This is a genomic window from Streptomyces sp. NPDC039424, from assembly GCF_055639495.1.
The window spans coordinates 489,919-512,558 of record NZ_JBVKAI010000002.1; the positions used below are offsets into that span (position 1 = coordinate 489,919).

Annotated in this window: 21 protein-coding genes and 1 riboswitch; of the genes, 8 read left to right on the plus strand and 13 right to left on the minus strand. The window is 71.8% G+C overall.

Annotation, left to right across the window (positions count from 1 at the left end):
* Positions 1 to 23: 23 nt before the first annotated feature.
* From ACZ7L0_RS07090 to ACZ7L0_RS07100, 3 genes are all read right to left on the minus strand, one after another.
* On the minus strand, positions 24 to 1,568 hold the full coding sequence (locus ACZ7L0_RS07090) for an ABC transporter substrate-binding protein (protein WP_471241401.1): 1,545 nt from the start codon (positions 1,566 to 1,568) through the stop codon (positions 24 to 26).
* Between the two features lie 197 nt (positions 1,569 to 1,765).
* A complete protein-coding gene (locus tag ACZ7L0_RS07095; protein ID WP_471241402.1) occupies positions 1,766 to 3,166 on the minus strand; it encodes a metallophosphoesterase in 1,401 nt (466 codons plus the stop codon).
* 97 nt (positions 3,167 to 3,263) lie between these two features.
* On the minus strand, positions 3,264 to 3,503 hold the full coding sequence (locus ACZ7L0_RS07100; RefSeq protein ID WP_471241403.1) for an SCO4848 family membrane protein: 240 nt from the start codon (positions 3,501 to 3,503) through the stop codon (positions 3,264 to 3,266).
* A 67-nt stretch (positions 3,504 to 3,570) separates the two neighbouring features.
* On the opposite strand from ACZ7L0_RS07100, the gene ACZ7L0_RS07105 reads away from it, so the two are divergent.
* Entirely contained in the window at positions 3,571 to 4,818 is a 1,248-nt protein-coding gene (locus ACZ7L0_RS07105; RefSeq protein WP_471241404.1) for a D-alanyl-D-alanine carboxypeptidase family protein, read from the plus strand.
* On the opposite strand, the gene ACZ7L0_RS07110 is transcribed toward ACZ7L0_RS07105, so the two are convergent.
* The 4 genes from ACZ7L0_RS07110 to ACZ7L0_RS07125 are packed head-to-tail and all read right to left on the minus strand — an operon-like array spanning position 4,766 to position 7,569.
* On the minus strand, positions 4,766 to 5,674 hold the full coding sequence (locus tag ACZ7L0_RS07110) for a YihY/virulence factor BrkB family protein (protein WP_471241405.1): 909 nt from the start codon (positions 5,672 to 5,674) through the stop codon (positions 4,766 to 4,768). The two genes, ACZ7L0_RS07105 and ACZ7L0_RS07110, sit on opposite strands and share 53 nt — an antisense overlap.
* Positions 5,662 to 6,117 carry a GtrA family protein gene (locus ACZ7L0_RS07115; protein ID WP_471241406.1) on the minus strand — a complete coding sequence of 152 codons (456 nt, stop codon included), beginning with the start codon at positions 6,115 to 6,117 and terminating at the stop codon, positions 5,662 to 5,664. The genes ACZ7L0_RS07110 and ACZ7L0_RS07115 overlap by 13 nt, the downstream gene beginning before the upstream one ends.
* On the minus strand, positions 6,114 to 7,058 hold the full coding sequence (locus ACZ7L0_RS07120; protein ID WP_471241407.1) for a decaprenyl-phosphate phosphoribosyltransferase: 945 nt from the start codon (positions 7,056 to 7,058) through the stop codon (positions 6,114 to 6,116). The genes ACZ7L0_RS07115 and ACZ7L0_RS07120 overlap by 4 nt, the downstream gene beginning before the upstream one ends.
* A complete protein-coding gene (locus tag ACZ7L0_RS07125; RefSeq protein WP_471241408.1) occupies positions 7,051 to 7,569 on the minus strand; it encodes a phosphatase PAP2 family protein in 519 nt (172 codons plus the stop codon). Before ACZ7L0_RS07125 ends, ACZ7L0_RS07120 begins: the two co-directional genes overlap by 8 nt.
* 133 nt (positions 7,570 to 7,702) lie before the next feature.
* Here ACZ7L0_RS07125 and ACZ7L0_RS07130 point away from each other — a divergent pair, with 133 nt between their 5' ends.
* A complete protein-coding gene (locus ACZ7L0_RS07130; protein WP_471241409.1) occupies positions 7,703 to 9,058 on the plus strand; it encodes an FAD-binding oxidoreductase in 1,356 nt (451 codons plus the stop codon).
* Between the two features lie 8 nt (positions 9,059 to 9,066).
* On the plus strand, positions 9,067 to 9,822 hold the full coding sequence (locus tag ACZ7L0_RS07135) for a decaprenylphospho-beta-D-erythro-pentofuranosid-2-ulose 2-reductase (protein WP_471241410.1): 756 nt from the start codon (positions 9,067 to 9,069) through the stop codon (positions 9,820 to 9,822).
* An 18-nt stretch (positions 9,823 to 9,840) separates the two neighbouring features.
* Here ACZ7L0_RS07135 and ACZ7L0_RS07140 read toward each other — a convergent pair whose 3' ends face one another.
* The 3 genes from ACZ7L0_RS07140 to ACZ7L0_RS07150 all read right to left on the minus strand — a co-directional run bounded on the left by ACZ7L0_RS07140 (position 9,841) and on the right by ACZ7L0_RS07150 (position 13,231).
* Entirely contained in the window at positions 9,841 to 10,422 is a 582-nt protein-coding gene (locus ACZ7L0_RS07140; protein ID WP_471241411.1) for a 2'-5' RNA ligase family protein, read from the minus strand.
* 231 nt (positions 10,423 to 10,653) lie between these two features.
* Positions 10,654 to 11,667 carry a tryptophan--tRNA ligase gene (gene trpS / locus ACZ7L0_RS07145; protein ID WP_471241412.1) on the minus strand — a complete coding sequence of 338 codons (1,014 nt, stop codon included), beginning with the start codon at positions 11,665 to 11,667 and terminating at the stop codon, positions 10,654 to 10,656.
* Between the two features lie 118 nt (positions 11,668 to 11,785).
* Entirely contained in the window at positions 11,786 to 13,231 is a 1,446-nt protein-coding gene (locus ACZ7L0_RS07150) for a glycine hydroxymethyltransferase (protein ID WP_471241413.1), read from the minus strand.
* A gap of 33 nt (positions 13,232 to 13,264) precedes the next feature.
* A riboswitch (ZMP/ZTP riboswitch) is annotated at positions 13,265 to 13,354 on the minus strand.
* A 113-nt stretch (positions 13,355 to 13,467) separates the two neighbouring features.
* Here ACZ7L0_RS07150 and rocD point away from each other — a divergent pair.
* A complete protein-coding gene (gene rocD, locus ACZ7L0_RS07155) occupies positions 13,468 to 14,673 on the plus strand; it encodes an ornithine--oxo-acid transaminase (RefSeq protein WP_471241414.1) in 1,206 nt (401 codons plus the stop codon).
* A gap of 14 nt (positions 14,674 to 14,687) precedes the next feature.
* Here the strand turns inward: rocD and ACZ7L0_RS07160 are convergent, their stop codons facing one another.
* Positions 14,688 to 15,869, minus strand: a complete 1,182-nt coding sequence (locus tag ACZ7L0_RS07160; protein ID WP_471241415.1) for a glutathionylspermidine synthase family protein — start codon at positions 15,867 to 15,869, stop codon at positions 14,688 to 14,690.
* A gap of 26 nt (positions 15,870 to 15,895) precedes the next feature.
* Positions 15,896 to 16,252 (minus strand): hypothetical protein, encoded by a 357-nt coding sequence (locus tag ACZ7L0_RS07165; protein WP_471241416.1) that lies wholly within the window; start codon positions 16,250 to 16,252, stop codon positions 15,896 to 15,898.
* 125 nt (positions 16,253 to 16,377) lie between these two features.
* Here ACZ7L0_RS07165 and ACZ7L0_RS07170 point away from each other — a divergent pair, with 125 nt between their 5' ends.
* On the plus strand, positions 16,378 to 17,205 hold the full coding sequence (locus ACZ7L0_RS07170) for a DMT family transporter (RefSeq protein WP_471241608.1): 828 nt from the start codon (positions 16,378 to 16,380) through the stop codon (positions 17,203 to 17,205).
* A gap of 89 nt (positions 17,206 to 17,294) precedes the next feature.
* Here ACZ7L0_RS07170 and ACZ7L0_RS07175 read toward each other — a convergent pair whose 3' ends face one another.
* The gene (locus ACZ7L0_RS07175) at positions 17,295 to 18,074 is read right to left on the minus strand and encodes a DUF3050 domain-containing protein (protein ID WP_471241417.1); all 780 of its coding nucleotides are present in this window, start codon (positions 18,072 to 18,074) and stop codon (positions 17,295 to 17,297) included.
* A 208-nt stretch (positions 18,075 to 18,282) separates the two neighbouring features.
* Between ACZ7L0_RS07175 and ACZ7L0_RS07180 the strand changes: the two genes are divergently transcribed.
* The 3 genes from ACZ7L0_RS07180 to ACZ7L0_RS07190 are packed head-to-tail and all read left to right on the plus strand — an operon-like array spanning position 18,283 to position 22,610.
* Positions 18,283 to 18,870 (plus strand): hypothetical protein, encoded by a 588-nt coding sequence (locus ACZ7L0_RS07180; RefSeq protein ID WP_471241418.1) that lies wholly within the window; start codon positions 18,283 to 18,285, stop codon positions 18,868 to 18,870.
* A gap of 30 nt (positions 18,871 to 18,900) precedes the next feature.
* The gene (gene pabB, locus ACZ7L0_RS07185) at positions 18,901 to 21,054 is read left to right on the plus strand and encodes an aminodeoxychorismate synthase component I (protein ID WP_471241419.1); all 2,154 of its coding nucleotides are present in this window, start codon (positions 18,901 to 18,903) and stop codon (positions 21,052 to 21,054) included.
* Positions 21,051 to 22,610 (plus strand): benzoate-CoA ligase family protein, encoded by a 1,560-nt coding sequence (locus tag ACZ7L0_RS07190; RefSeq protein ID WP_471241420.1) that lies wholly within the window; start codon positions 21,051 to 21,053, stop codon positions 22,608 to 22,610. The genes pabB and ACZ7L0_RS07190 overlap by 4 nt, the downstream gene beginning before the upstream one ends.
* The last annotated feature ends 30 nt before the right edge of the window (positions 22,611 to 22,640 follow it).

Here is a 22,640-nt window from a genome sequence, read left to right on the forward strand (position 1 = left end):
CGCCTACCGCGTAGGCGGACGCGTCAGATCCACTCCAGGCGCCACAGCCGGAACACGCCGGTGCCGTCCGAGAGGTACTGGCCGCCGCCGACGTCCTCGCTGCTGACGACGTACTCCTTGCGCTGCCACAGCGGGATCAGCGGCACGTCCTCGGCGACGTCCTCCTGCACGGTGCGGAAGTCCTGCGTGACCCGGGTGCGGTCGGCGTACCGCTGGCTGTCGAGGATCAGGTTGTCGATGAGCTTGTTGCTGTAGCCGGTGCTCATCGTGGAGTCGGAGCCGACGAGCGGGGCGCCGAAGGTGTCCGGGTCGGGGTAGTCGGCGACCCAGCCGACCGCCCAGGCGTCCATCTTGCCGCTCGCCCAGCGCTTCTGGAAGTCGGTCCACTCGTAGCCCTTGACGTCCACCTTGAACAGGCCGCCGGCCTCCAGCTGCTGCTTCAGCTCGGCGGCCTCCTCGGCGCCCGCGCCGCGGCCCTTGCCGTAGCCGAAGGTGAAGCGCACCGGGGTCGAGACGCCGGCCTCGGTGAGCAGCTGCTTCGCCTTCTCGGTGCTCTGCTTGGGGTAGTCGTCGAAGAACGCCGTGTTGTGGCCCGTGATGCCGGTCGGGATCAGCGAGTACAGCGGGTCGACGGTGCCGTCGTACACCTTCGCGGCCAGCTTGTCGCGGTCGACCAGCCAGGCCATGGCCCGCCGGACGCGCACGTCGTGCAGCGGGGAGCCCTCGCGGGTGTTGAGGTAGAGGTTGCGGGTCTCGGAGCTGTCTGACTCCGTGACGCGCTGGTCCGGGTCGCTCGGGGACAGGCCGGACAGGACGCCGGGCGGCAGTGTGCGGGTGGCGACGTCGACCTGCTTGGCCTTCCAGGCGGCGTTCAGCTTCTCGGAGTCGCCGTAGTAGCGCAGCTCGACCGGGGCGCCGGTGCTCTTCAGGTCGCCCTTGTAGGAGGAGTTCGGCTCCAGGGTGGCCAGTTTGTCCTTCGTGTAGCCGGTGAGCCGGTACGGGCCGGTGCCGTCGGCGTCGCCGCCGGAACGCAGCTGGGCCGCCGGGTACTTGGTCCGGTCGACGATGGCACCGGCGCCGGTGGCCACCTTGAACGGGAAGGTGGCGTCCGGCGAGGAGAGGTGGAAGGTGACGGTGGTGTCGTTGTCGGCGGTCACCGTGGAGAGGGTGGAGAGCAGGGACGCCGGGCCGACATCGGAGTTGATCTTCTTGACCCGGTCGAAGGAGTACTTCACGTCCTGCGCGGTCATCGCCCGGCCGCTCGGGAAGGTGATGCCCTCCCGCAGCCGGCAGCGGTAGGTCGTCAGGCCCGCGCCCACGAAGTCGCAGGCTTCGGCCGCGTCCGGCACCGGCGTGACGCCGTCCGGCTCGAAGGTCAGCAGTGACTGGAAGACGTTGCTGAACAGCGCCCAGGAACCGGCGTCGTAGGCGCCGGCCGGGTCGATCGATGTGACGGCGTCCGTGGTGCCGACCGTGATGGTCCTGTCGTTGCCCTCCTCGGACGGCAAGAGTTTCCAGCCGCCGACTCCCACGGCCGCCAGGACGAGAAAAGTCGCGAGAATCCGCATGCGAACCGATCGCATGGTGGTGCCTCCCCAGGCCCTACCCGAGCCCTACCCAGGCCCTGCACACAAGCGCCACCCCCTAGTGGCGCGGCTCACCTAATCACACGTGTTTAACCCGGGGGAAGAGCAATCTGCCTAGATGAGAAAGAACTTACCCGGGGGTTGTTAACGCCGGGTTTCACATCACCTTCATGGTTTCTTCACAGCGGTGCGAGCTCGATCAGCGTGACGTCCGAGGGGGCGCCCACGCGCGTGGGCGGGCCCCAGGCGCCGGCGCCCCGGCTGACGTACAGCTGGGTGTCGCCGTAGCGTTCGAGACCGGCGACGGTCGGGTTGGCCGCCTCCGCGATGAAGTTGCCCGGCCAGAGCTGACCGCCGTGGGTGTGGCCGGAGAGCTGGAGGTCGACACCGTGGCGGACGGCCTCGTGGATCTGCACCGGCTGGTGGGCGAGCAGCACACACGCGCGTGCCGTGTCCCGGTCGCCGAGCGCCCGGCCGAAGTCCGGTCCCTGCCCCTCGCTCTCGCCCTGGAGGTCGTTGACTCCGGCCAGGTCGAAGTACGGCAGTTCGGTACGGGCGTTCTCCAGCGGGCGCATCCCCAGTTCCCGTACCTCCTCGACCCACTGCTCGGCGCCCGAGAAGTACTCGTGGTTCCCGGTGACGAAGTACGCCCCGTGCCGGGCCCGCAGCCCCGCCAGCGGCGCCGCCGCCGGGCCCAGGTCCTTGACGCTGCCGTCCACCAGGTCACCGACGACCGCGATCAGGTCGGGCTGCGTGCCGTTGACGGTGTCGACCACCTTCTGCGCGAAGCCCCTGCCGAGGACCGGGCCCAGGTGGATGTCACTGACCACGGCGATCCGGAACCCCCGCGCCGCCCGCGGCAGTTTCGCCAACGGCACGGTGACCCGCTTCACCCTCGGCCCCCGCAGAACGCCATAGGTCCCGTACCCGACGGTCCCCACCGCCGCGGCGGCGGCCACCCCACCGACCACCCGGGACACGAACAGGCGACGGGAGGGGTCCGCATGGGCGGCGGTCCCCGACGTGGATTCGGCGGCCTCCCCCGGGGATCCGGGGGCACGCGGCCCGGACGCGGGTGCCTGCGGCGCCTGCGGCGCCTCGGCCAGGGTCTGCGACGCGACCTCGACCGTCCCCCGCGCGGGTTCAGACACGTGCGCCGCGGGCTCGGGTGTCCCGGGCGAGGTCTCGGCGGTCCCGCGGCCGGGCTCGGCAGGGTCCGGGGTCCGGTCGGTCGGGGCGGGGGCTGCGGTGGCCGGGGGGCGGGTCTTGAGCAGTCGGTGGAGGAGGGGGCGGGCCGCCTCGCCGGCCAGGGTGGCCAGGAGGAGGTAGATGGACAGGGCCATCCAGAGGAAGCCGGGCCAGGCGAGGGTGCGCTGGAGCCAGAAGGGGGCGCCGGCGCGTTCGGCGATCAGGGCGGTGATCATCAGGAGGGGGCCGGCGACGAAGACCGCCGTGCCCGTGCGGCGCGCCGGGCCGGGGCCCGCGGTCGTGTCGCGGACCAGGCGCCGCCAGACGTACCGGTGCAGGCCCGCGACGACGGCCAGGACGGCCAGGGCGACGAGCGCGAAGACGATGATCACCCTGCTGTGTCCCCCGTGTTCCCGGTATTTCCCGTTTCCGTGTATCGCGCGTATGCCGCGTATTCCACGTATTCCACGTATTCCGCGTATTCCGGGGTTACGGCGTCCGGCGCAGTGCGCGCAGTCCGCGCAACCCGATGACCCCGATGACCGTCCCCAATACGAAGGAAACGACCGCCAGCGTCAGATGCACCCAGAAATAGGCCGTCGGGTGACCGTCGTCGAAGGCGAGACCGCTGCTGTCCTTGACGAGATTCTTGACGAAAGTGACCCAGATGACCCAGCTCCACACCCCGAAGGCGAGCAGGAACCAGGAGACCGGGCGGCTGAGCTTCATACCCTCAGTATCGCCAAGGGCCGTCCGGTGCCGCGCCCGGGGTGGGAGCCGGGGTACGTTTCCGACCGTGCCCGCACCCAAGAAGACCGCGAGGCGAGCCCTGCCGGTCACCTCCGCCGCGCTGCTGTCGCTCTCCCTCGCCGCGCCCGCCGCCGTCGCCGCACCCACCCCCTCGACCAGCCCGTCGGCCACTCCCCCCGTGCACATGTCGACGGTCGGCGGCACCCGCCTGGGCCTGGCCGGCACGCAGGTCAACCTCGGCACAGGCGTCCCCGTGCTGCCCAAGGACGTCACCGCGCGCTCCTGGATCGTGGCCGACGCCGAGTCCGGCGAGGTCCTCGCCGCGCACAACGCGCACTGGCGGCTGCCCCCGGCGAGCACCCTGAAGATGCTGTTCGCCGACACGGTCCTGCCGAGGTTCCCGAAGACCACCGAGCACAAGGTCGTGGCGGCCGACCTGGAGGGCATGGGCGCCGGCTCCAGCGTGGTCGGGATCAAGGAGAACAAGACCTATACCGTCCACGATCTGTGGCTCGGCGTCTTCCTGCGCTCCGGCAACGACGCCGTGCACGTGCTGTCGCAGATGAACGGCGGCATCGACCGCACCGTCGAGGACATGCAGGCGCACGCCGACGACCTCCAGGCCCTGGACACGCACGTGGTCAGCCCCGACGGCTACGACGCGCCGGAGCAGGTGTCGTCGGCGTACGACCTGACGCTGTTCGCCCGTTCGGGCCTGCAGAAGAAGGACTTCCGCGACTACTGCTCGACCGTGCGGGCGACCTTCGGCTCCGGCGAGATCCAGAACACCAACCGGCTGCTGAGCGGCGACACGGACGTCCCCGTCTACCAGGGCATCGCGGGCGTGAAGAACGGCAACACCACCAACGCGGGCGCCACCTTCACCGGCGTCGCCGAACGCGACGGCAGGGTCCTGCTGGTCACCGTCATGAAGCCGGAGAAGCGCGAGCACAACGAGGTCTACAAGGAGACCGCCCGGCTCCTCGACTGGGGCTTCGAGGCGGCCGGCAAGGTCCAGCCGGTGGGCGAGCTGGTGCCGCCGAAGAACGCCGTCCGGGCGACCGGGCAGCCCGGCGCGACGCCGTCGGCCGGACAGGCGGGAGGCGCCGGTACGGGGACCGGCGGGTCCTCGGCGAAGCCGGTGGCCGCCGCCTCCTCCGAGGGCGGGTCGAGCGGCGTCGGCATCGCCCTGGCGGTCGTCGGCGGGCTGCTGGCGCTGCTGGGCGGCGGGGCGTTCCTGGTCAACCGCCGGTGGCCGCTGCCGGATCTCGTGCGTCGCCGGACACGTCCCTGAGTTCGACCGCTTTGCTCTGCGTCGCCGTCCAGGAGGCGCAGAACAGCACCAGTTTCGCGGTGAAGTTGATCCACAGCAGCAGGGCCACCGGGACACCGAAGGCGCCGTACATGCTCTTCGAGGCGACTCCCTGGATGTAGCCGCTGAGCAGCAGCTTCAGCAGTTCGAAGCCGACCGCGCCGGTCAGCGCCGCGACGAACAGGCGGTGGCGGTGCGGTTCGACGCCGGGCAGCAGGGTCAGCACGTACAGCAGGACCAGGAAGTCGGCGAGTACGGCGACGGCGAACGCGGCGACGCGCAGCAGCACACTGCCCCAGCCGTGCTCGGCGAGGCCGAGCTGCCGGGACGACCAGCCGACCGCGGCGGAGGCGACGGTGGAGGCGGCGAGCGTGACCAGCAGCGCGCCGCCGAGACCGACCAGGATCCCGGCGTCCTTGCCCTTGCGCATGACCGGGTTCTCCTCGGTGTCGGGCAGCTCCCACACCGCGCGCAGGCAGTCGCGCACCTGGCCGACCCAGCCGATGCCGGTGAACAGCAGGACGGCGCCCGCGATGACGCCGACGGTGCCGGCGTTCTGGACCAGCGAGGTGAGGTCGAGCTGGTCGGAGAGGCCGGGGAACTGCCCGGCGATCTGGTTCTGGACGTTGTGCTGGCGGGACGGGCTGAGCGTGGCGGCGGCGATCGCGGCGGAGACGGTCAGCAGCGGGAACAGCGCGACGAAGCTGACGAAGGTCATGGCCGCGGCCAGCCGGGTCCACTTCACCCGGTCCAGACGCTCGTACGAACGCCATGCGTGCGTGGCCATCAGCCGCGTGACCAGCGGACCGATGCCCGGGAGTCTCTTCAGCCAGTCCATGATCCGTCTCTGCCCTCGTCCGTGCCCTCGACTTCTGTGCCCGCGACCCGGAACACCCATGTCCGGGTACCCCAGAACCGCAGGACCGTGGCCAGCGCCATGCCGACGCCGGCCCCCGAGACCGTGTCGGCGAGCTGGGAGGTGAGGCCGAGGCCGTAGTGGCTGACGGTGAGGCAGAACAGCTGGACGAGGGCGCCGGCGAGGTTCACGGCGACGAAGACGGCGTACGGGCGCAGGCCCTGGGGGCGCGTGTGCCGGTAGGTGCCGAGCGCGTTGCCGGCGTAGGCGACCGTGCAGCCCGCGGCGAAGGACAGGGTCTTGGCGGTGAGCGGGTCCAGGGCGGCGGGGCCGCGCAGGGCGGTGAAGAGGGCCAGGTCGACGGTGTAGGCGAGCAGGCCGACGGTGGCGAAGCCGACCAGTTCGGCGCGGTGCACCGGGGTCACCAATCGGCCACCGCCAGGCCGTACATGGCGAGCCAGGCCACGCCGATCAGGGCCAGCGCCCGGTCGCGCAGGACCACGTCCTCGGGCTCGCCCGCGGTGCCGCGGTCGGCGAAGACGGCGTACCGCAGGATCGCGAGGATGAAGGCGACCATGGACAGCTGCCGCCAGGGCAGCACGCCGGTGTGCGGCACGCCGCCCTCCTCAAGAGCCCACAGGCAGTAGGCGAGGACGGCGACGCCGGCCGCCAGCTGCCAGACGAAGCGCAGGTAGCCGGTGGTGTACTCGGTGAGCAACGCCCGCGTGGCGCCCGCCTGTCCGGCCAGCTGGACGGCCTCGGAGTAGCGCTTGGCGGAGACCATGAACAGCGCCCCGAAGCCGGTGGTGATGAGGAACCAGCGGGACAGCGGGATGCCGAGCGCGAGCCCGCCGATCATCGCCCGCATCAGGAAGCCGGTGGTGACGACGACGAGGTCGACGACCAGGACGTGCTTGAGGGTGACGCAGTACGCCAGTTGCATGCCGAGGTACGCCGTCAGCAGGGCGGCGACGGCCGGCGAGGCCAGCCAGGCCGCGGTGGCCGGGGCGAGGACGGCCAGCGCGCCTCCGGTGGCGTAGGCCACGGGTACGGGGACCTGACCGGCGGCCACCGGGCGGTGCCGCTTGGTGGGGTGGGCGCGGTCGGCCTCGGCGTCGCGGGCGTCGTTGATCAGGTAGACGGCGGCGGCGCAGGCGGTGAACAGGACGAAGACCAGGGCGACTTGGGTGAGGGCGTGCCGGGAGAAGAGCTGCCCGGCGGCGGCCGGGGCGGCGAGGACCAGGCTGTTCTTGACCCACTGCCGGGGCCGGGTGGTCCTGAGCAGGCCGCCCAGGAGGCCGCCTCCGCGCGAGGGCGGGGGCCGCTCGCTGGGCGTGCGCTGCCGCAGAAGCGCGATCTCAGTCATGGACGCCCCCTCTCATCCAGCGCGCGCCGAGGCAGGCCGTGAGCGCTCCGAGGGCCGCGCCCGCCGCCACGTCCGAGGGGTAGTGGACGCCCGCCACCAGGCGGGACAGGCACATGGCGGCGGCGAGCGGCGGCAGCCCCCGCACGCCCAGCGTTCTGAAGGCGACCGCGGCGGCCGTGGCGGAGGCGGCGTGGGAGCTGGGGAAGGAGTGCCGGCCGGCGGTGCGCACCAGGGGTGCGACGTGCGCGGGGCGCGCGCGGCGCACCACGCGTTTCACCCCCATGCTGGTGAGGTGCGCGCCCGCGACGAGCGCCGTACCACGGAGCCAGGAGCCGCGCCGTGAGCCGTCCACGGCGGCTCCGACGAGGCCCGCCGCGAGCCACAGCGCGCCGTGCTCACCGGCCAGGGACAGGCCGCGCGCGGCCGACGCGACGCGTGGATCGGCACCGCAGGCGTGGAGTGCCGAAAGGATCCGGTGGTCCATGTCGGCCATGTCGTCCATGTCGTCCATGTGGACTCACTGTTCACCTCGGCGCGGCCGGAACTACGGCAATATTGAGCGACATCCCATTAATCACCCATTTTGGGGAGGCATGGGATGTTTCAGAACTAATCGTCCACATGGGGGCGATACGGTCACCGGCATGCCTGGAGACACCGTCACCGTCACGGGTTGGGGCCGCACCGCCCCCACCGCCGCCCGGCTGATCCGCCCACGGACCTACGAGGAGGCCGCGACCGCCGTCCGCACCTGCGGGGCCCGCGGCGGCATCGCACGGGGCCTGGGGCGGGCGTACGGGGACGCGGCGCAGAACGCCGGCGGTGCCGTGCTCGACATGACCGGCCTGGACCGCGTCCACGCGATCGACGCCGACGGCGGCACCGTACTGTGCGACGCGGGCGTCTCCCTGCACCGGCTGATGGAGGTGCTGCTGCCGCTCGGCTGGTTCGTACCGGTGACGCCCGGCACCCGCCAGGTGACCGTCGGCGGGGCGATCGGCGCCGACATCCACGGCAAGAACCACCACGTCTCCGGCTCCTTCTCCCGCCATGTGCTGTCCCTGGAGCTGCTCACCGCCGACGGCGAGATCCGCACGGTGCGCCCGGGCACCCCGCTGTTCGACGCGACCGCCGGGGGCATGGGCCTGACCGGGGTGATCCTGACGGCCACCGTGCGGCTGCTGCCGGTCGAGACGTCGTACATGTCGGTCGACACCGAGCGGGCCGCCGACCTCGACGACCTGATGGCCCGGCTGACCGCCACCGACCACCGCTACCGCTACTCGGTGGCCTGGATCGACCTGCTCGCGCGCGGCGCCGCGACCGGCCGGGCGGTGCTCACCCGCGGCGACCACGCGCCCCTGGAGGCGCTCGGCGCGGACACGCGCGCGGGGCGGCGCCCGCTGTCCTTCCGCCCCCGGCAGCTCCCGGCCGCCCCCGCCTTCGTCCCCGAGGGGATCCTCGGCCGCGCCACCGTCGGAGTGTTCAACGAGATCTGGTACCGCAGGGCGCCCCGTGCGCGGACCGGCGAGCTGCAGCGCGTCTCGGCCTTCTTCCACCCCCTGGACGGCGTGCCGCACTGGAACCGGATCTACGGCCGGGCCGGGTTCGTGCAGTACCAGTTCGTCGTCGGCCACGGCCGGGAGGACGTCCTGCGCCGCATCGTGCACCGCATCTCCGCGCGCCGGTGCCCGTCCTTCCTCGCCGTCCTCAAACGCTTCGGGGACGCCGACCCGGGCTGGCTGTCCTTCCCCGTGCCCGGCTGGACGCTCGCCCTCGACATCCCGGCCGGGCTGCCGGGCCTCGCGGCCTTCCTCGACGAGCTGGACGAGGAGGTGGCCGCGGCCGGCGGGCGCGTCTACCTGGCCAAGGACTCCCGACTGCGTCCGGAGCTGCTCACCGCGATGTACCCACGGCTCGACGAGTTCCGGGCCCTGCGCGCGGAGCTGGACCCGAACGGGGTCTTCACGTCGGACCTCTCCCGTCGGCTCAACCTCTAGGAGTTGTCGTGAAGGACGCTTTCGGAATCCCCCAGTCCCTGCTCGTCCTCGGCGGTACGTCCGAGATCGCGCTGGCCACCGCGCGCCGGCTGATCGTCCGGCGCGCCCGCACGGTGTGGCTGGCGGGCCGCCCGTCCCCCGCCCTGGAGCAGGCGGCCGAAGGGCTGCGCGCCCTGGGCGCCGACGTGCGCACCGTCGCCTTCGACGCCCTCGACCCCGAGTCCCACGAGCCGGTGCTCGACAAGGTCTTCGCCGAGGGCGACATCGACATGGTGCTGCTCGCCTTCGGCATCCTCGGCGACCAGGCGATCGACGAGAGGGAGCCGGTCAACGCGGTCCGGGTCGCGCAGACGAACTACATCGGCGCGGTGTCGGCGGGCCTGGTCAGCGCCCGTGCGCTCCAGGCCCAGGGGCACGGCTCCCTGGTGGTGCTCTCCTCGGTGGCCGGCGAGCGGGCGCGCCGCTCGAACTTCATCTACGGCTCCAGCAAGGCCGGCCTGGACACCTTCGCCCAGGGACTGGGCGACGCGCTGCACGGCACCGGCGTGCACGTCATGGTCGTACGCCCCGGTTTCGTGCGTACGAGGATGACGGCCGGTCTCGACGAGGCCCCCCTCGCCACCACACCGGAGGCGGTCGCCACGGCCATCGAGCTCGGGCTGCGGCGGCGCTCGGAGACGGTGTGGGTGCCGGGGGCGCTGCGGCTGGTGATGGCGGCGCTGCGGCACGTACCGCGGACGCTGTTCAGGCGCCTGCCGATCTAGGGACTGATCGGTGTCCGGCTACCGGCTGGGGATCGTGCCCCGGTCCACGGGGGTCGCCTGCTGGGGCACCACGGTGCCGCCGCCGAAGGTGAAGTCCCGCAGCTTGCGCCACACGCCGTCGGCGCCCTGCTCGTGGAGTCCGAAGCCGGTGCAGTGCCACGCGGCCTCGTACTCGGCGAGTTCCTCGAAGGCGCGGTCCATCGCCGCGTCGTCGATGCCGTGGGCCACGGTGACATGCGGGTGGTACGGGAACTGCAGCTCGCGGGCGAGGGGGCCGGAGGCGTCACGGACCCGCTGCTGCAGCCGGGCGCAGTCCTCGGTGCCCTCGACGACCCGCACGTAGACCACCGGGGACAGGGGCCGGAAGGTGCCGGTGCCGGACAGCCGCATCCGGAACGGCCGGCCGGTCGCGGCCACCTCGGTCAGGTGCGCCTCGACGGCCGCCAGCCCGGTGTGGTCGACCTCCGTCGGCGGCAGCAGCGTGACATGGGTGGGGATACCAAGAGCCGCGGCGTCGCCGAAGCCCGCGCGCCGCTCCTGGAGCAGGCTGCCGTGGGGCTCCGGGACCGCGATCGACACGCCGATCGTTACGGTCCCCACGTCGTCTCCTGTCGTCGCTCTGTTTCGTTCTCGTCCGGTACGTGCACAGCCGTCCGGCTATCGACTGTACGGCCACGGGTGTGCTGTGGGCAGGCGCAAGCGAAGTGATGTGCAGCGCTCTGCCCGGTGGCACATGTGTGCGGTCGCACGCCTCAGTACTACCCGGCACGTCCCGGCGCGTGCAGCGCTTCTCGGCGCCTCTCGGCGCTCCTTGGCGCTTCGTGGCGCTTCTCAGTGCTTCGCGGGCAGGAAGCCGACCCGGTCGTACGCCTGCGCGAGGGTCTCCGCGGCCACGGCCCGTGCCTTCTCCGCGCCCTTGGCCAGGACCGAGTCCAGCGTCTCGGGGTCGTCCAGGTACTGCTGGGTGCGCTCCCGGAACGGCGTCACGAACTCGACCATGACCTCGGCGAGGTCCGTCTTGAGCGCGCCGTAGCCCTTGCCCTCGTACTTCTCTTCCAGTTCGGTGACACCCGCCCCGGTGAGCGTCGAGTAGATCGTGAGCAGATTGCTCACGCCCGGCTTGGTCGCGACGTCGTAGCGGATCACGGTGTCCGTGTCGGTGACGGCGCTCTTGACCTTCTTCGCGGTGGCCTTCGGCTCGTCCAGGAGGTTGATGAGGCCCTTCGGCGTGGACGCCGACTTGCTCATCTTGACCGTCGGGTCCTGAAGGTCGTAGATCTTCGCCGTCTCCTTGAGGATGTACGGCTTCGGGACGGTGAAGGTCTGGCCGAACCGGCCGTTGAAGCGCTCGGCGAGGTCACGGGTGAGCTCGACGTGCTGGCGCTGGTCCTCGCCGACCGGGACCTCGTTCGCCTGGTACAGCAGGATGTCGGCCACCTGAAGGACCGGGTACGTGAACAGGCCGACCGACGCCCGGTCCGCGCCCTGCTTGGCGGCCTTGTCCTTGAACTGCGTCATCCGGCTCGCCTCGCCGAAGCCGGTCAGGCAGTTCATGACCCAGGCGAGCTGGGCGTGCTCGGGCACATGGCTCTGCACGAAGAGCGTGCAACGCTCCGGGTCGAGCCCGGCCGCCAGCAGCTGAGCGGCGGCGAGCCGCGTGTTCGCCCGCAGCTCCGCCGGGTCCTGCGGAACCGTGATCGCGTGCAGGTCGACGACCATGTAGAACGCGTCGTGCGTCTCCTGCAACGCCACCCACTGACGGACGGCACCGAGGTAGTTGCCGAGGTGGAACGAGCCTGCGGTGGGCTGGATTCCGGAGAGCACGCGGGGTCGATCAGAGGCCATGCTCACCATTCTCTCATTGAGGGATGACCCCGCTGACGCGCCCGTCGCCGGCAGTGATGTCCCGGCCCCGCGGCAGCCCGGTGCGAAGCCGGGCTGCCGATGCGGGGAGCCCCGGGCGTCAGCCCAGGTCGACCTCCGGGTACAGCGGGAAGCCCGCCACCAGGTCCGTTGCCCGCTGGGCGATCTCCTCCGCCACCTTCGGGTCCAGGACGTGGGCGGCCTTGGAGGGGGCGCCCGACTTGGTGGTGCCGGGCTCCGTCGTCGTGAGGACACGGTCGATCAGGGCCGCCACCTCGTCCATCTCGGCGGTGCCCAGGCCGCGGGTGGTGAGGGCGGGGGTGCCGATGCGGATACCGGAGGTGTACCAGGCGCCGTTGGGGTCGGCGGGGATGGCGTTGCGGTTGGTGACGATGCCGGAGTCGAGGAGGGCCGCCTCGGCCTGGCGGCCGGTGAGGCCGTAGGAGGTGGCCACGTCGATGAGGTTGAGGTGGTTGTCCGTGCCGCCGGTGACGAGGGTGGCGCCTCGGCGGAGCAGGCCCTCGGCCAGGGCGCGGGAGTTGTCGACGATGCGCTGGGCGTAGTCGCGGAAGGATTCCTGGCGGGCCTCCGCGAGGGCCACCGCCTTGGCGGCCATGACGTGCGGGAGGGGGCCGCCGAGGACCATGGGGCAGCCGCGGTCGACCTGGTCCTTGAGGGAGTCGTCGCACAGGACCATGCCGCCGCGGGGGCCGCGCAGGGACTTGTGGGTGGTGGTGGTGACGATCTGGGCGTGCGGGACCGGGTCGAAGTCGCCGGTGAGGACCTTGCCCGCGACCAGGCCCGCGAAGTGGGCCATGTCGACCATGAGCGTGGCGCCGACCTCGTCGGCGATCTCCCGCATGACGCGGAAGTTCACCAGGCGGGGATAGGCGGAGTAGCCCGCGACGATGATCAGGGGCTTGAAGTCGCGGGCCGAGGCGCGCAGGGCCTCGTAGTCGATCAGGCCGGTCGCCGGATCGGTGCCGTAGGAGCGCTGGTCGAACATCTTGCCGGAGATGTTCGGGCGGAAGCCGTGCGTGAGGTGACCGCCGGCGTCCAGGGACATGCCGAGCATGCGCTGGTTGCCGAAGGCCTGGCGGAGTTCCGCCCAGTCGGCGTCGGAGAGGTCGTTGACCTGGCGGGCGCCGGTCTTCTCCAGGAAGGGGGCCTCGACGCGGTCGGCGAGTACGGCCCAGAAGGCGACCAGGTTGGCGTCGATGCCGGAGTGCGGCTGGACGTAGGCGTGGCGGGCGCCGAAGAGCTCGCGGGCGTGCTCGGCGGCGAGGGACTCGACCGTGTCGACGTTGCGGCAGCCGGCGTAGAAGCGGCGGCCGACGGTGCCCTCGGCGTACTTGTCGCTGAACCAGTTGCCCATGGCCAGCAGGGTGGCCGGGGAGGCGTAGTTCTCGGAGGCGATCAGCTTGAGCATCTCGCGCTGGTCGGCGACCTCCTGGCCGATGGCGTCGGCGACGCGCGGCTCGACGGCGCGGATCACGTCGAGGGCGGCGCGAAAGGCGGTGGACTCGGTGGACAACGACTCGGACACGGGGACCTCCGGACGGGCGGCGTCAAGCGTTCACGGTTCGGCCCAGGCGCACGGCACTCGCTGGTTCCCGGGCCGCTCCCTGATGGTCCGTCCCATCCCAGCGCGCCAGTCACGGCCCGCTGATCAGCCTACCGGGCAGGTCCCGGGGTGCCGTTCCCGCGTCCACCATGCGAGCGAGGAGAAGATGGGAGAGGGGGCTGACCTCAGGGGGGCGAACATCGGCCTCGGGAGCTGCCTTGACCGCCACGGAAGACCTCATCGCCGTCGCCGACGCGCACGGCGCGCACACCTACCACCCGCTGCCGGTGGTGATCGCCACGGCGGAGGGTGCCTGGATGACGGATGTCGAGGGGCGTCGGTACCTGGATCTGCTGGCCGGGTACTCCGCGCTGAACTTCGGGCACGGCAACCGGCGGCTGGTGGAGGCGGCGAAACGGCAGCTGGAGCGGGTGACGCTGACCTCGCGGGCGTTCCACCACGACCGGTTCGGGGCCTTCTGCGAGCAGCTGGCCGAGCTGTGCGGCATGGAGATGGTGCTGCCGATGAACACCGGCGTGGAGGCGGTGGAGACCGCGGTGAAGACGGCCCGGAAGTGGGGCTACCGGGTGAAGGGGGTGCCCGCGGAGATGGCGAAGATCGTCGTCGCGGGCGGCAACTTCCACGGCCGTACGACCACGGTGATCAGCTTCTCCACGGATCCGGAGGCGCGGGCGGACTTCGGGCCGTACACGCCGGGCTTCGAGATCGTGCCGTACGGGGACCTGACCGCGCTGCGGGCGGCGATGACCGAGAACACGGTGGCGGTGCTCCTCGAACCGATCCAGGGCGAGTCGGGGGTGATCGTGCCGCCCGCCGGTTATCTGCCGGCGGTGCGGGAGCTGACCCGGGAGCGGAACGTGTTGTTCGTGGCGGACGAGATCCAGTCGGGGCTGGGCCGGACCGGGCGGACGTTCGCCTGCGACCACGAGGGGGTCGTACCGGATGTGTACGTGCTGGGGAAGGCGCTGGGCGGCGGGATCGTGCCGGTGTCGGCGGTGGTGTCCAGCGCGGCGGTGCTCGGGGTGTTCCGGCCGGGTGAGCACGGGTCGACCTTCGGCGGGAATCCGCTGGCGTGTGCGGTGGCGCTGGAGGTGATCGCGATGCTGCGGTCGGGCGAGTACCAGGCGCGGGCGGCCGAGCTGGGCGAGCACCTGCTGCGTGAGCTGGGCGCGCTGGCCGGCACCGGCCGGGTGACGGCGGTGCGCGGGCGCGGGCTGTGGGCGGGCGTCGACGTCGCCCGGGCGGTCGGGACGGGGCGGGAGGTGTCGGAGAGGCTGATGGACCGGGGTGTGCTGGTGAAGGACACCCACGGGCCCACCATCCGGATCGCGCCCCCGCTGGTCATCGGCAAGGAGGACCTGGACTGGGGGCTGGACCGGCTCAGGGACGTGCTCGGTTCCTAGGCCGGATCAGGCGCCTAGAGGATCACATGCGGCAGGAAGCGGGCGTACTCGTCCGTGATCAGTCCGGAGGACTCGCGGATGCCGAGCCCGGCCGACTCGTCCTCGACCACCCAGGCGCCGAGGACGACGTGGTTGCCGTCGAAGGCGGGGAGGGGGGCCAACTGCTGGTAGCAGCAGGGTTCTTCGCGGATGGCGGCGGCACCGGGCTCGTGGACGGTGACGCCCTCGCCCTCCCGGCCCAGCAGGGGCTTGGCCACGTAGCCGCTCGTGGTCGCGAGCTCGCGCGGGCCGTCGAGGTAGGCGGGGAGGAGGTTGGGGTGGCCCGGGTACAGCTCCCAGAGGATCGCCAGGAGGGCCTTGTTGCTGAGGAGCATCTTCCAGGCGGGCTCGATCCACAGGGTGCTGCCGGTGCCGCCGCCGTTGTCGAGGGTGTCCAGGACGTGGCCGGCGAAGCGGTCGGTGGTCAGCCACTCCCACGGGTAGAGCTTGAAGACGCTGCGGATGAAGCGGAGGTCGTTGTCGACGAAGCGGCCGGAGAGGGTGTCCCAGCCGATCTCCTCCATGGAGATCCAGTCGGTGTCCAGGCCGGCCTGTTCGGCGGTCTCCTTCAGATAGGCGACCGTCATCAGGTCCTCGCCGAGTTCGTCGGCGGCGGAGTGCGCGAAGTGCAGGGGGCTTCCGGGCGGAAGGAGGGCGGCCTGTTTCCGCCAGGCGGCGACGAGGCGTTCGTGGAGGGAGTTCCACTGGTCGGCGCCGGGGAAGCGGTCCTCCATCCAGAACCACTGCGCTGAGGCGGCCTCGACCAGTGAGGTGGGGGTGTCGGCGTTGTACTCCAGGAGTTTCGCCGGGCCGGTGCCGTCGTAGCGGAGGTCGAAGCGGCCGTAGACGGAGGGGAGTTCGGCGCGGCGGTGCCAGGCCTCGGCGACCGCCTCGGCGACGCGCGGGTCGGTGATGCCGAGGTCGGTGAAGCGGCCCGCCGTGACGATGTGGCCGGCCGCCGCCAGGCACATGCGGTGGAGTTCCTCGACGACCTCCTCCAGGGCCTCCACCTCGTCGAGCGTGAAGACGTAGTGGGCGCTCTCGTCCCAGTAGGGGCGCAGGGAGCCGTCGGGGTGGCGGGTGAGGGGGTAGATCAGGCCCTGTTCCTCGACGGTCTGCTGCCAGCCGGGGCGGGGGTCGATCGTGCGGCGTTCCATGTCGTGTTGCCCGTCGCGCCCGCGGCTCAGCCGCCGGAGCTGCCCTTGCCGCCGCCGAAGCCGCCGCGGTGGACGCCGGTGCCGTGGCTGTCGTCGTCGTCCGACGAACCGCCGGAGCCCTTGCCGGACTTGGTGAAGGAGCCGCTGTCGACCCAGCCGTTCTTCTTCTTGCCACCGTAGTACCAGGCGCCGTTCACGGAAGCCTTGGTGGACTTGCAGTTCTTGTCCGAGACGACCTTGTAGCCCTTGGTGACGTTGTAGCTGTCCCGGTCCACGCAGCGCTTGTCGGGGTCGGAGGAGCAGGCGGTGAGGGCGGCGGCGAGGAGGCCCATACCACCGAGGACGACGGTGGTGGAGCGGAGTTGTCGTCGTGCGCTGGCCATGTTCGTGTCTCCCCCGTCGGCGTGGCCGGATGCTGCTGTCGGCCAGCCTAGAGACCGGTGAGAAGACCTGTGCAGGGGGGCCGGGGATCTTCCACTCCCCTAGAGTCGCTTTCGTGCTCTTTGGAATGGTGTGCGCCCTCGGCGCGGCGGTCTGCTTCGGTACGGCGACGGTGTTGCAGGCGATGGCCGCCCGGGCGGCGAGCACGGACGGGGGCGGGGGCGGGGACGCCGCGCTGCTGCTGCGGGCCGTGCGGCAGTGGCGGTATCTGGCGGGGCTGGCCCTGGACGGGCTGGGGTTCCTGTTGCAGGTGGCGGCGCTGCGGTCGGTGCCGATCTACGCGGTGGGCGCGGCGCTGGCCGCCAGTCTGGCGGTGACGGCGGTGGTCGCGGCGCGGTTGCTGCGGGTGCGGCTGACCGGGGCGGAGTGGGGCGCGGCGGCGGTGGTGTGCGGCGGGCTGGCGATGCTGGGGCTGGCCTCGGGGACGGAGGGCGACCGGGGCGGGTCGGCGGCACTGAGGTGGGTGATGCTCGGGACCGCGCTGGCGGTGTTGCTGCTGGGCGTGACCGGCGGGCGGCTGCCGGAGCGCGGGCGGGCGCTGCTGCTGGGGCTCGGGGCCGGGTTCGGATTCGGGGTGGTGGAGGTGGCGGTGCGGCTGATCGACTCCCTCCGGCCGTCCGTGTTGCTGGCCAACCCCGCCACGTACGCCCTGCTGCTCGGCGGGGGCGCCGCGTTCCTGCTGCTGACCTCGGCCCTTCAGCGGGGCTCGGTGACGGCGGCGACCGCCGGGATGGTGATCGGGGAGACGATCGGTCCGGCCGCGGTGGGCGTGGTGTGGCTCGGCGACCGCACCCGGGACGGGCTGGCCTGGCTGGCGGTGCTGGGTTTCGCGGTGGCGGTGGCGGGGGCACTGGGGCTGGCCCGCTTCGGAGAGGCACCGGCCGAGGCCTCGTGACGCCCGTACGCACGCCTGGACCGGTACGCGCCCTTGGGCCGGCAGGCGCGCACCGGCCCTCGCGGACGGTGTGACGGCGTGACGGTGCCTCACGCCATGGCGTCGGTGATGCCGTCCCACAGGCGGGTCCTGGCCTCCAGGGCGAGGTTCGCCGTCTCGACGGCCTCCCGCCAGCGCACGTCGTCGGTGCCGCAGAGGTCGGCCACCATCTGCATGGCCATGGGGGTGTGCTCCTCGCCGTCGACCTCGATGTGGCGGGCCAGATAGTCGCGGAAGAGCGGGAACCGGTCGGTGCCCTCCTTCTTGATCACCTGGTCGAACATGTCCGGGATGAGGTCCTCGCGGGAGAAGGCGAAGGCCGCGGCGCGGCAGTGCAGGGGCCGGTCGGCGATGATGCCGAAGGTCGTGCGTACGAACTCGGCGGCGGGCGCCGGGACTTGGGCGACGCGCAGCGCCGAGGGCACGTCGTGGCCCTCGGTGATCAGCCCGATGAAGGTGTCGATCCGGGTCGTGTCGGCCGCCGCCTCGGCCATGCCCGCGCGGTACAGCTCGAAGTGGCTGATGAAGCCGCCGTTCAGCTCGTCGCTCTCCTCGACCAGCACGATGTCGTTGATGAGCCGCCGGCTCACCTCCGAGCCGCGCGGCACCCAGGGCACGTCGACACAGGTGAGGTCCCGCTGCAGTGACTTGAGCAGGGACATGAAATCCCACACCGCGAACACATGGTGCGCCATGAACGTCGCGAGGTGCTCCCGGCTGTTTATTCGCTGGTAAATCGGGTGGGCGGTGACTTCTTTGCGCAGCGGTTCGATCTCCGCGCGAGCCCGGTCGATTCCGTCGCGGGTCAGATTCCAGTCGTACCTGGACATGAATCTCCTTCGGTCTCGGAGTGCGATCGTGCAACCTCCCCCTCTTCCCTGCAAGCGCTTCCATGAATTCAAATGAAATTACCCGGAAAATGGCTGGACAGATGGCGTTGAAGCAGTATGAATCGCGTCAAGGCGTCACTTTCCGGACAGTCGGAAAAAGGCTCGTTGAAGATTGAACACGCGCTCGGCCCTTTCCGTAATCGACAGCGTGACCAGTAATCCCGTCACCGTCACCGTGGCCTATCACGTGGTGCCGGGCCACGAGGCCGACTTCCACTCCTGGGGGTGGGCCATGCTGGGCGCCAGCGCGCAGCAGCCGGGCTTCATGGGGGGTGGCGTTCTTGTCGACCGAGAGGCGGAGTGGCATGTCGTCTATCGCTTCGCCAGCGAGGGCATGGCCCTGGCCTGGGATGACTCCACCGCCCGGAAGCAGTGGGACGCCGAGTTGGCGGGGTTCGCCCGGGAGACGGGCCGCCGGAGCGTACGGGGCGCGAAGGCATGGTTCGACTCCCAGACCGCCAAACCCGCGACGCCGGCCGCACCGGCCCCGCCGGCGAAATGGAAACTGTGGTTCGTGAACATGAGCGCGGTGTTTCCGCCGGTGCTCCTGTTCAATCTGATCGTGCTCCCCTATCTCGGCGGCCTCAACCCGTTCGTTCGTACGCTGCTGTTGTGCTTGTGCGTGACGGCGCTTGTCACCTGGATTCTCATGCCGCGCCTTCAGCGTTTCTTCAAGAAATGGCTGTATCCGCCGCTCCAGGCGCTCCGTGGGCGGCACAAACGACGGACGGCGTAGCACCGGGAACGACCAAAGGGAGGTGGGCGGGTGAAGACCCTGCTCATCGACAATTACGACTCGTACACGTACAACCTGTTCCAGCTGATCGCCGAGGTCAACGGCGAGGAGCCGGTGGTGATCCGCAATGACGCGCCCGCCGAACGAATTCCCGATCTGACGGAATTCGACAACGTGGTGGTGTCGCCGGGCCCGGGACACCCGGCGAAGGCGCGCGACTTCGGGATCAGCGCCCGGCTGCTCGCCGAGTCCCCTCTCCCCGTGCTCGGCGTCTGTCTGGGCCACCAGGGCATCGCGCTCGGGGAAGGCGCCCGGGTGCTGGCCGCCCCCGAGCCCCGGCACGGGCATCTGTCGACGGTCCGGCACGACGGTCGGGACCTGTTCCAGGGGCTGCCGCAGAACTTCACCGCGGTCCGCTACCACTCGCTGTCCGTGCACGAGCCGCTGCCCGAGACCCTGGAGGCCACCGCCTGGTCCGAGGACGGCGTGCTGATGGGGCTGCGGCACCGCAGCCGGCCCCTGTGGGGGGTGCAGTTCCACCCGGAGTCCGTGCTCACCGACCACGGCCACCGCATGCTGGTGAACTTCCGCAACCTCACGGCCGAACGGGCCCGCAAGCCGCGTACGAAGAACACCTCGGTCGACCCGATCCCCGGCCCCTCGCCGGTCGCGACCATCCCCCACCCCCGGCGCGCCGGCCGGCCCGTCCACCGCCTGCACACCCGCCGTATCGCCGGCGCGGTGGACGCGGAGGCCGCGTTCACCCGGATGTACGCCGCCTCGCCGCGGGCGTTCTGGCTGGACAGCTCCCTGGTCGAACAGGGGCTCTCCCGCTTCTCCTTCTTCGGCGACGACAGCGGTCCGCTCGCCGAGTTCGTGCGGTACGACGTGGCGTCCGGCCGCTGCGAGATCGAGCGGGCCGGGCGGCCCCCGCGCAAGGTCCGGGCCAGTGTCTTCGACTATCTGAAGCGGCAGTTGACGAACCGCCGGGTGGACGCCACCGGGCTGCCCTTCGACTTCACCGGCGGCTATGTCGGCTACTTCGGCTACGAGACCAAGGCCGACTGCGGTTCGCCGAACCGCCATCGCGCGGGGGCCCCGGACGCCTGCTGGCTGTTCGCCGACCGGCTGATCGCGGTGGACCACGAGGAGGGCTTCACCTACGCGGTCTGCCTGGCGGAGGACACCCCGCAGGCCACCCAGGAGGCCGCGGACTGGCTGGAGAGAGCGGTGGCCCAGCTGACCTTCGTGTCGGCGGACACGGACCGGCCGGCCCCGCCCGCTCCGGCCGAGCCGGACCTCGGCGCCGCCGAACCGTGGCTGCTGCGCGACCGGACGACGTACCTCGCGGACATCGAGGCCTGCAAGCGCGAACTGCGGGCGGGCACCAGTTACGAGATCTGCCTGACCAACGCCGCCCGGCTGCCCGCACCGGGGGACGCCTACGACTTCTACCGGGTCCTGCGCCGCGTCAACCCGGCGCCGTACGCGGCCTTCCTGCGGTTCGGCGACCTCGACGTGGCCGGCTCCTCCCCCGAGCGCTTCCTGCGGATCACCCGGGACGGCGTCGCCGAGGCCAAGCCCATCAAGGGCACCGCGCCGCGCGGCGCCACCCCGCAGGAGGACGCCCGGCTCCGGGACGCGCTCGCGGCGGACGCCAAGACGCGCGCCGAGAACCTGATGATCGTGGATCTGCTCCGCAACGACCTGGGCCAGGTCTGCCGGACCGGGACGGTGCGGGTCTCCCGGCTGATGGCCACCGAGTCCTACGCCACCGTGCACCAGCTCGTGTCCACCGTCGAGGGACGGCTGCGCGAGGACACGGACGCGGTGGACTGCGTCCGCGCCTGCTTCCCCGGCGGGTCGATGACCGGAGCGCCGAAACTCCGCACGCTGGAGATCATCGACTCCCTGGAGACCGAGGCCCGCGGCGTCTACTCCGGCGCCCTCGGCTATCTGGGGTGCGGCGGCGGCGCGGACCTGAACATCGTCATCCGTACCGCGGTCCTCGCCGACGGTCTGCTGCACCTGGGCGCCGGCGGCGCGATCGTCCTCGACTCGGATCCGGAGGCGGAGTACGACGAGATGCTGCTGAAGACCACGGCCCAGATGCGGGCCCTGCGCGAGCACGGGGCGGTGGGGACGAGAGCGCCCGGGGAGACGGTGGAGGAGCCCGCCCGATGAAGATCACGCAATCTCCCCCGGCTCCGCGCCCCACGGCCATCGCGCCTCGCACGCCTCCCCCGGCCGACGCCGGCGCTCCCGGCAACCTCGCGGCCCACCTCGCCGCGCTCACCGAGCGGCGCGGGTGGGGCCGGCGGACCGCCTTCCACCAGGGGCACCGGATCTGGACCCACGGTGAGGTGCACGACCTGGCGGCCCGCGCGGCCTCCGTCCTCGCGGAGCGGGGCGTGCGCCCCGGCGACCGGGTGCTGCTCGCGCTGCCCGACGGCATCACCTGGGTGACGGCGTTCCTCGCCATCGCCCGGCTGGGGGCCGTGGCCGTCCTGGTCAACCCCGAACTCCCCGCGAACGAGCACGCGTTCATGGCCGAGGACACCGACGCCGTGCTGTGCCTGACCGGTCCGGGCCTGGATGACCGGTTCACCGGCCGGGCCCGGCTGGGCGCCGACCAGCTGGCCGCGCTCGGCACGACCGCCGAGCCGGCCGCCGCGCACCCGGTCGACGCGCACACGCCCCTGTACATCCAGTACACCTCCGGCACCACGGGCCGGCCGAAGGGCGTCGTGCACGTCCACGGCGACCCGAAGACGTACCACGACCTCATCGGCCGGCGGCTGCTGCGGATCACCGAGGACGACGTCACCCTGTCGGTGTCGAAGCTGTACTTCGCCTACGGCTTCGGCAACGCCTTCGTCTTCCCGCTCTTCTCCGGCTCGTCCGCCGTGCTGGTGGACGGCCGCCCGACCCCGGCCGCCGTCGACGGACTGGTGGCCCGGCACCGGGTGACGCTGCTCTACTCGGTGCCGTCCGCGTACGCCGCGCTGGTCGCCGACCGGGGCAGCGGGCACGAGGCCTGCTTCGCCTCGGTGCGGGCCGCGGTGTCGGCCGGCGAGGGCCTGCCCGAGGGGCTCGGCCGGCAGGTGACCGAGCTGCTCGGCGCGCCGGTCCTGGAGCAGATCGGCTCCACCGAGGCCGGGCACGCCTTCTGCGCCAACAGCTTCGCCCACAACCACCCCGGCACCGTCGGCCGTCCCGTACCCGGCTTCGAGGTGGAGCTGCGCGACCGTGCCGGGCAGCCGGTGCCGGACGGCGCCGAGGGCGAGCTGTGGGTGCGCGGGCCGACGGTGACGCCCGGCTATCTGAACCGGCCCGAGGAGACGGAGCGCACCCTGGTGGGCGGCTGGCTGGCCACCCACGACCGGGCGCGCCGCGAACCGGACGGCACCTACCGGCACCTGGGCCGCACCGACGACATGGAGATGGTCGGCGGCATCACCGTCTCCCCGCTGGAGGTGGAGGCCGTGCTGCGGACCCATCCGGCGGTGCGGGAGGTCGCGGTCGTGGCCGTCACCGACGGTCTCGGCGTCAGCCGGCTGCGCGCCTTCGCCGTACCCGTCGCCCGGCCGCCGGCCGGTCTGGCGGACGAGCTGATCCGGCTGGCCCGGGAGCGCCTGGCCGCCTTCAAGGTCCCCCGGAGCGTCAGCTTCGTCCCCTCCCTCCCGCGCACCTCCACCGGAAAGCTCCGCCGCCACCTGGTCCGCCAGGGCGCGTGGTGAGCCCGGCAGACCCGACACCCCCGTCAGAAA

Coding starts and splice junctions, on each gene's coding strand:
- ACZ7L0_RS07090 (WP_471241401.1), bottom strand. CDS start 1,568: ATGCGGATTCTCGCGACTTTTCTCGTCCTGGCGGCCGTGGGAGTCGGC.
- ACZ7L0_RS07100 (WP_471241403.1), bottom strand. CDS start 3,503: ATGAAGCTCAGCCGCCCGGTCTCCTGGTTCCTGCTCGCCTTCGGGGTG.
- ACZ7L0_RS07110 (WP_471241405.1), bottom strand. CDS start 5,674: ATGGACTGGCTGAAGAGACTCCCGGGCATCGGTCCGCTGGTCACGCGG.
- ACZ7L0_RS07120 (WP_471241407.1), bottom strand. CDS start 7,058: ATGACTGAGATCGCGCTTCTGCGGCAGCGCACGCCCAGCGAGCGGCCC.
- ACZ7L0_RS07125 (WP_471241408.1), bottom strand. CDS start 7,569: ATGGACGACATGGACGACATGGCCGACATGGACCACCGGATCCTTTCG.
- ACZ7L0_RS07130 (WP_471241409.1), top strand. CDS start 7,703: ATGCCTGGAGACACCGTCACCGTCACGGGTTGGGGCCGCACCGCCCCC.
- trpS (WP_471241412.1), bottom strand. CDS start 11,667: ATGGCCTCTGATCGACCCCGCGTGCTCTCCGGAATCCAGCCCACCGCA.
- ACZ7L0_RS07160 (WP_471241415.1), bottom strand. CDS start 15,869: ATGGAACGCCGCACGATCGACCCCCGCCCCGGCTGGCAGCAGACCGTC.
- ACZ7L0_RS07165 (WP_471241416.1), bottom strand. CDS start 16,252: ATGGCCAGCGCACGACGACAACTCCGCTCCACCACCGTCGTCCTCGGT.
- ACZ7L0_RS07170 (WP_471241608.1), top strand. CDS start 16,378: ATGGTGTGCGCCCTCGGCGCGGCGGTCTGCTTCGGTACGGCGACGGTG.
- ACZ7L0_RS07175 (WP_471241417.1), bottom strand. CDS start 18,074: ATGTCCAGGTACGACTGGAATCTGACCCGCGACGGAATCGACCGGGCT.
- ACZ7L0_RS07190 (WP_471241420.1), top strand. CDS start 21,051: ATGAAGATCACGCAATCTCCCCCGGCTCCGCGCCCCACGGCCATCGCG.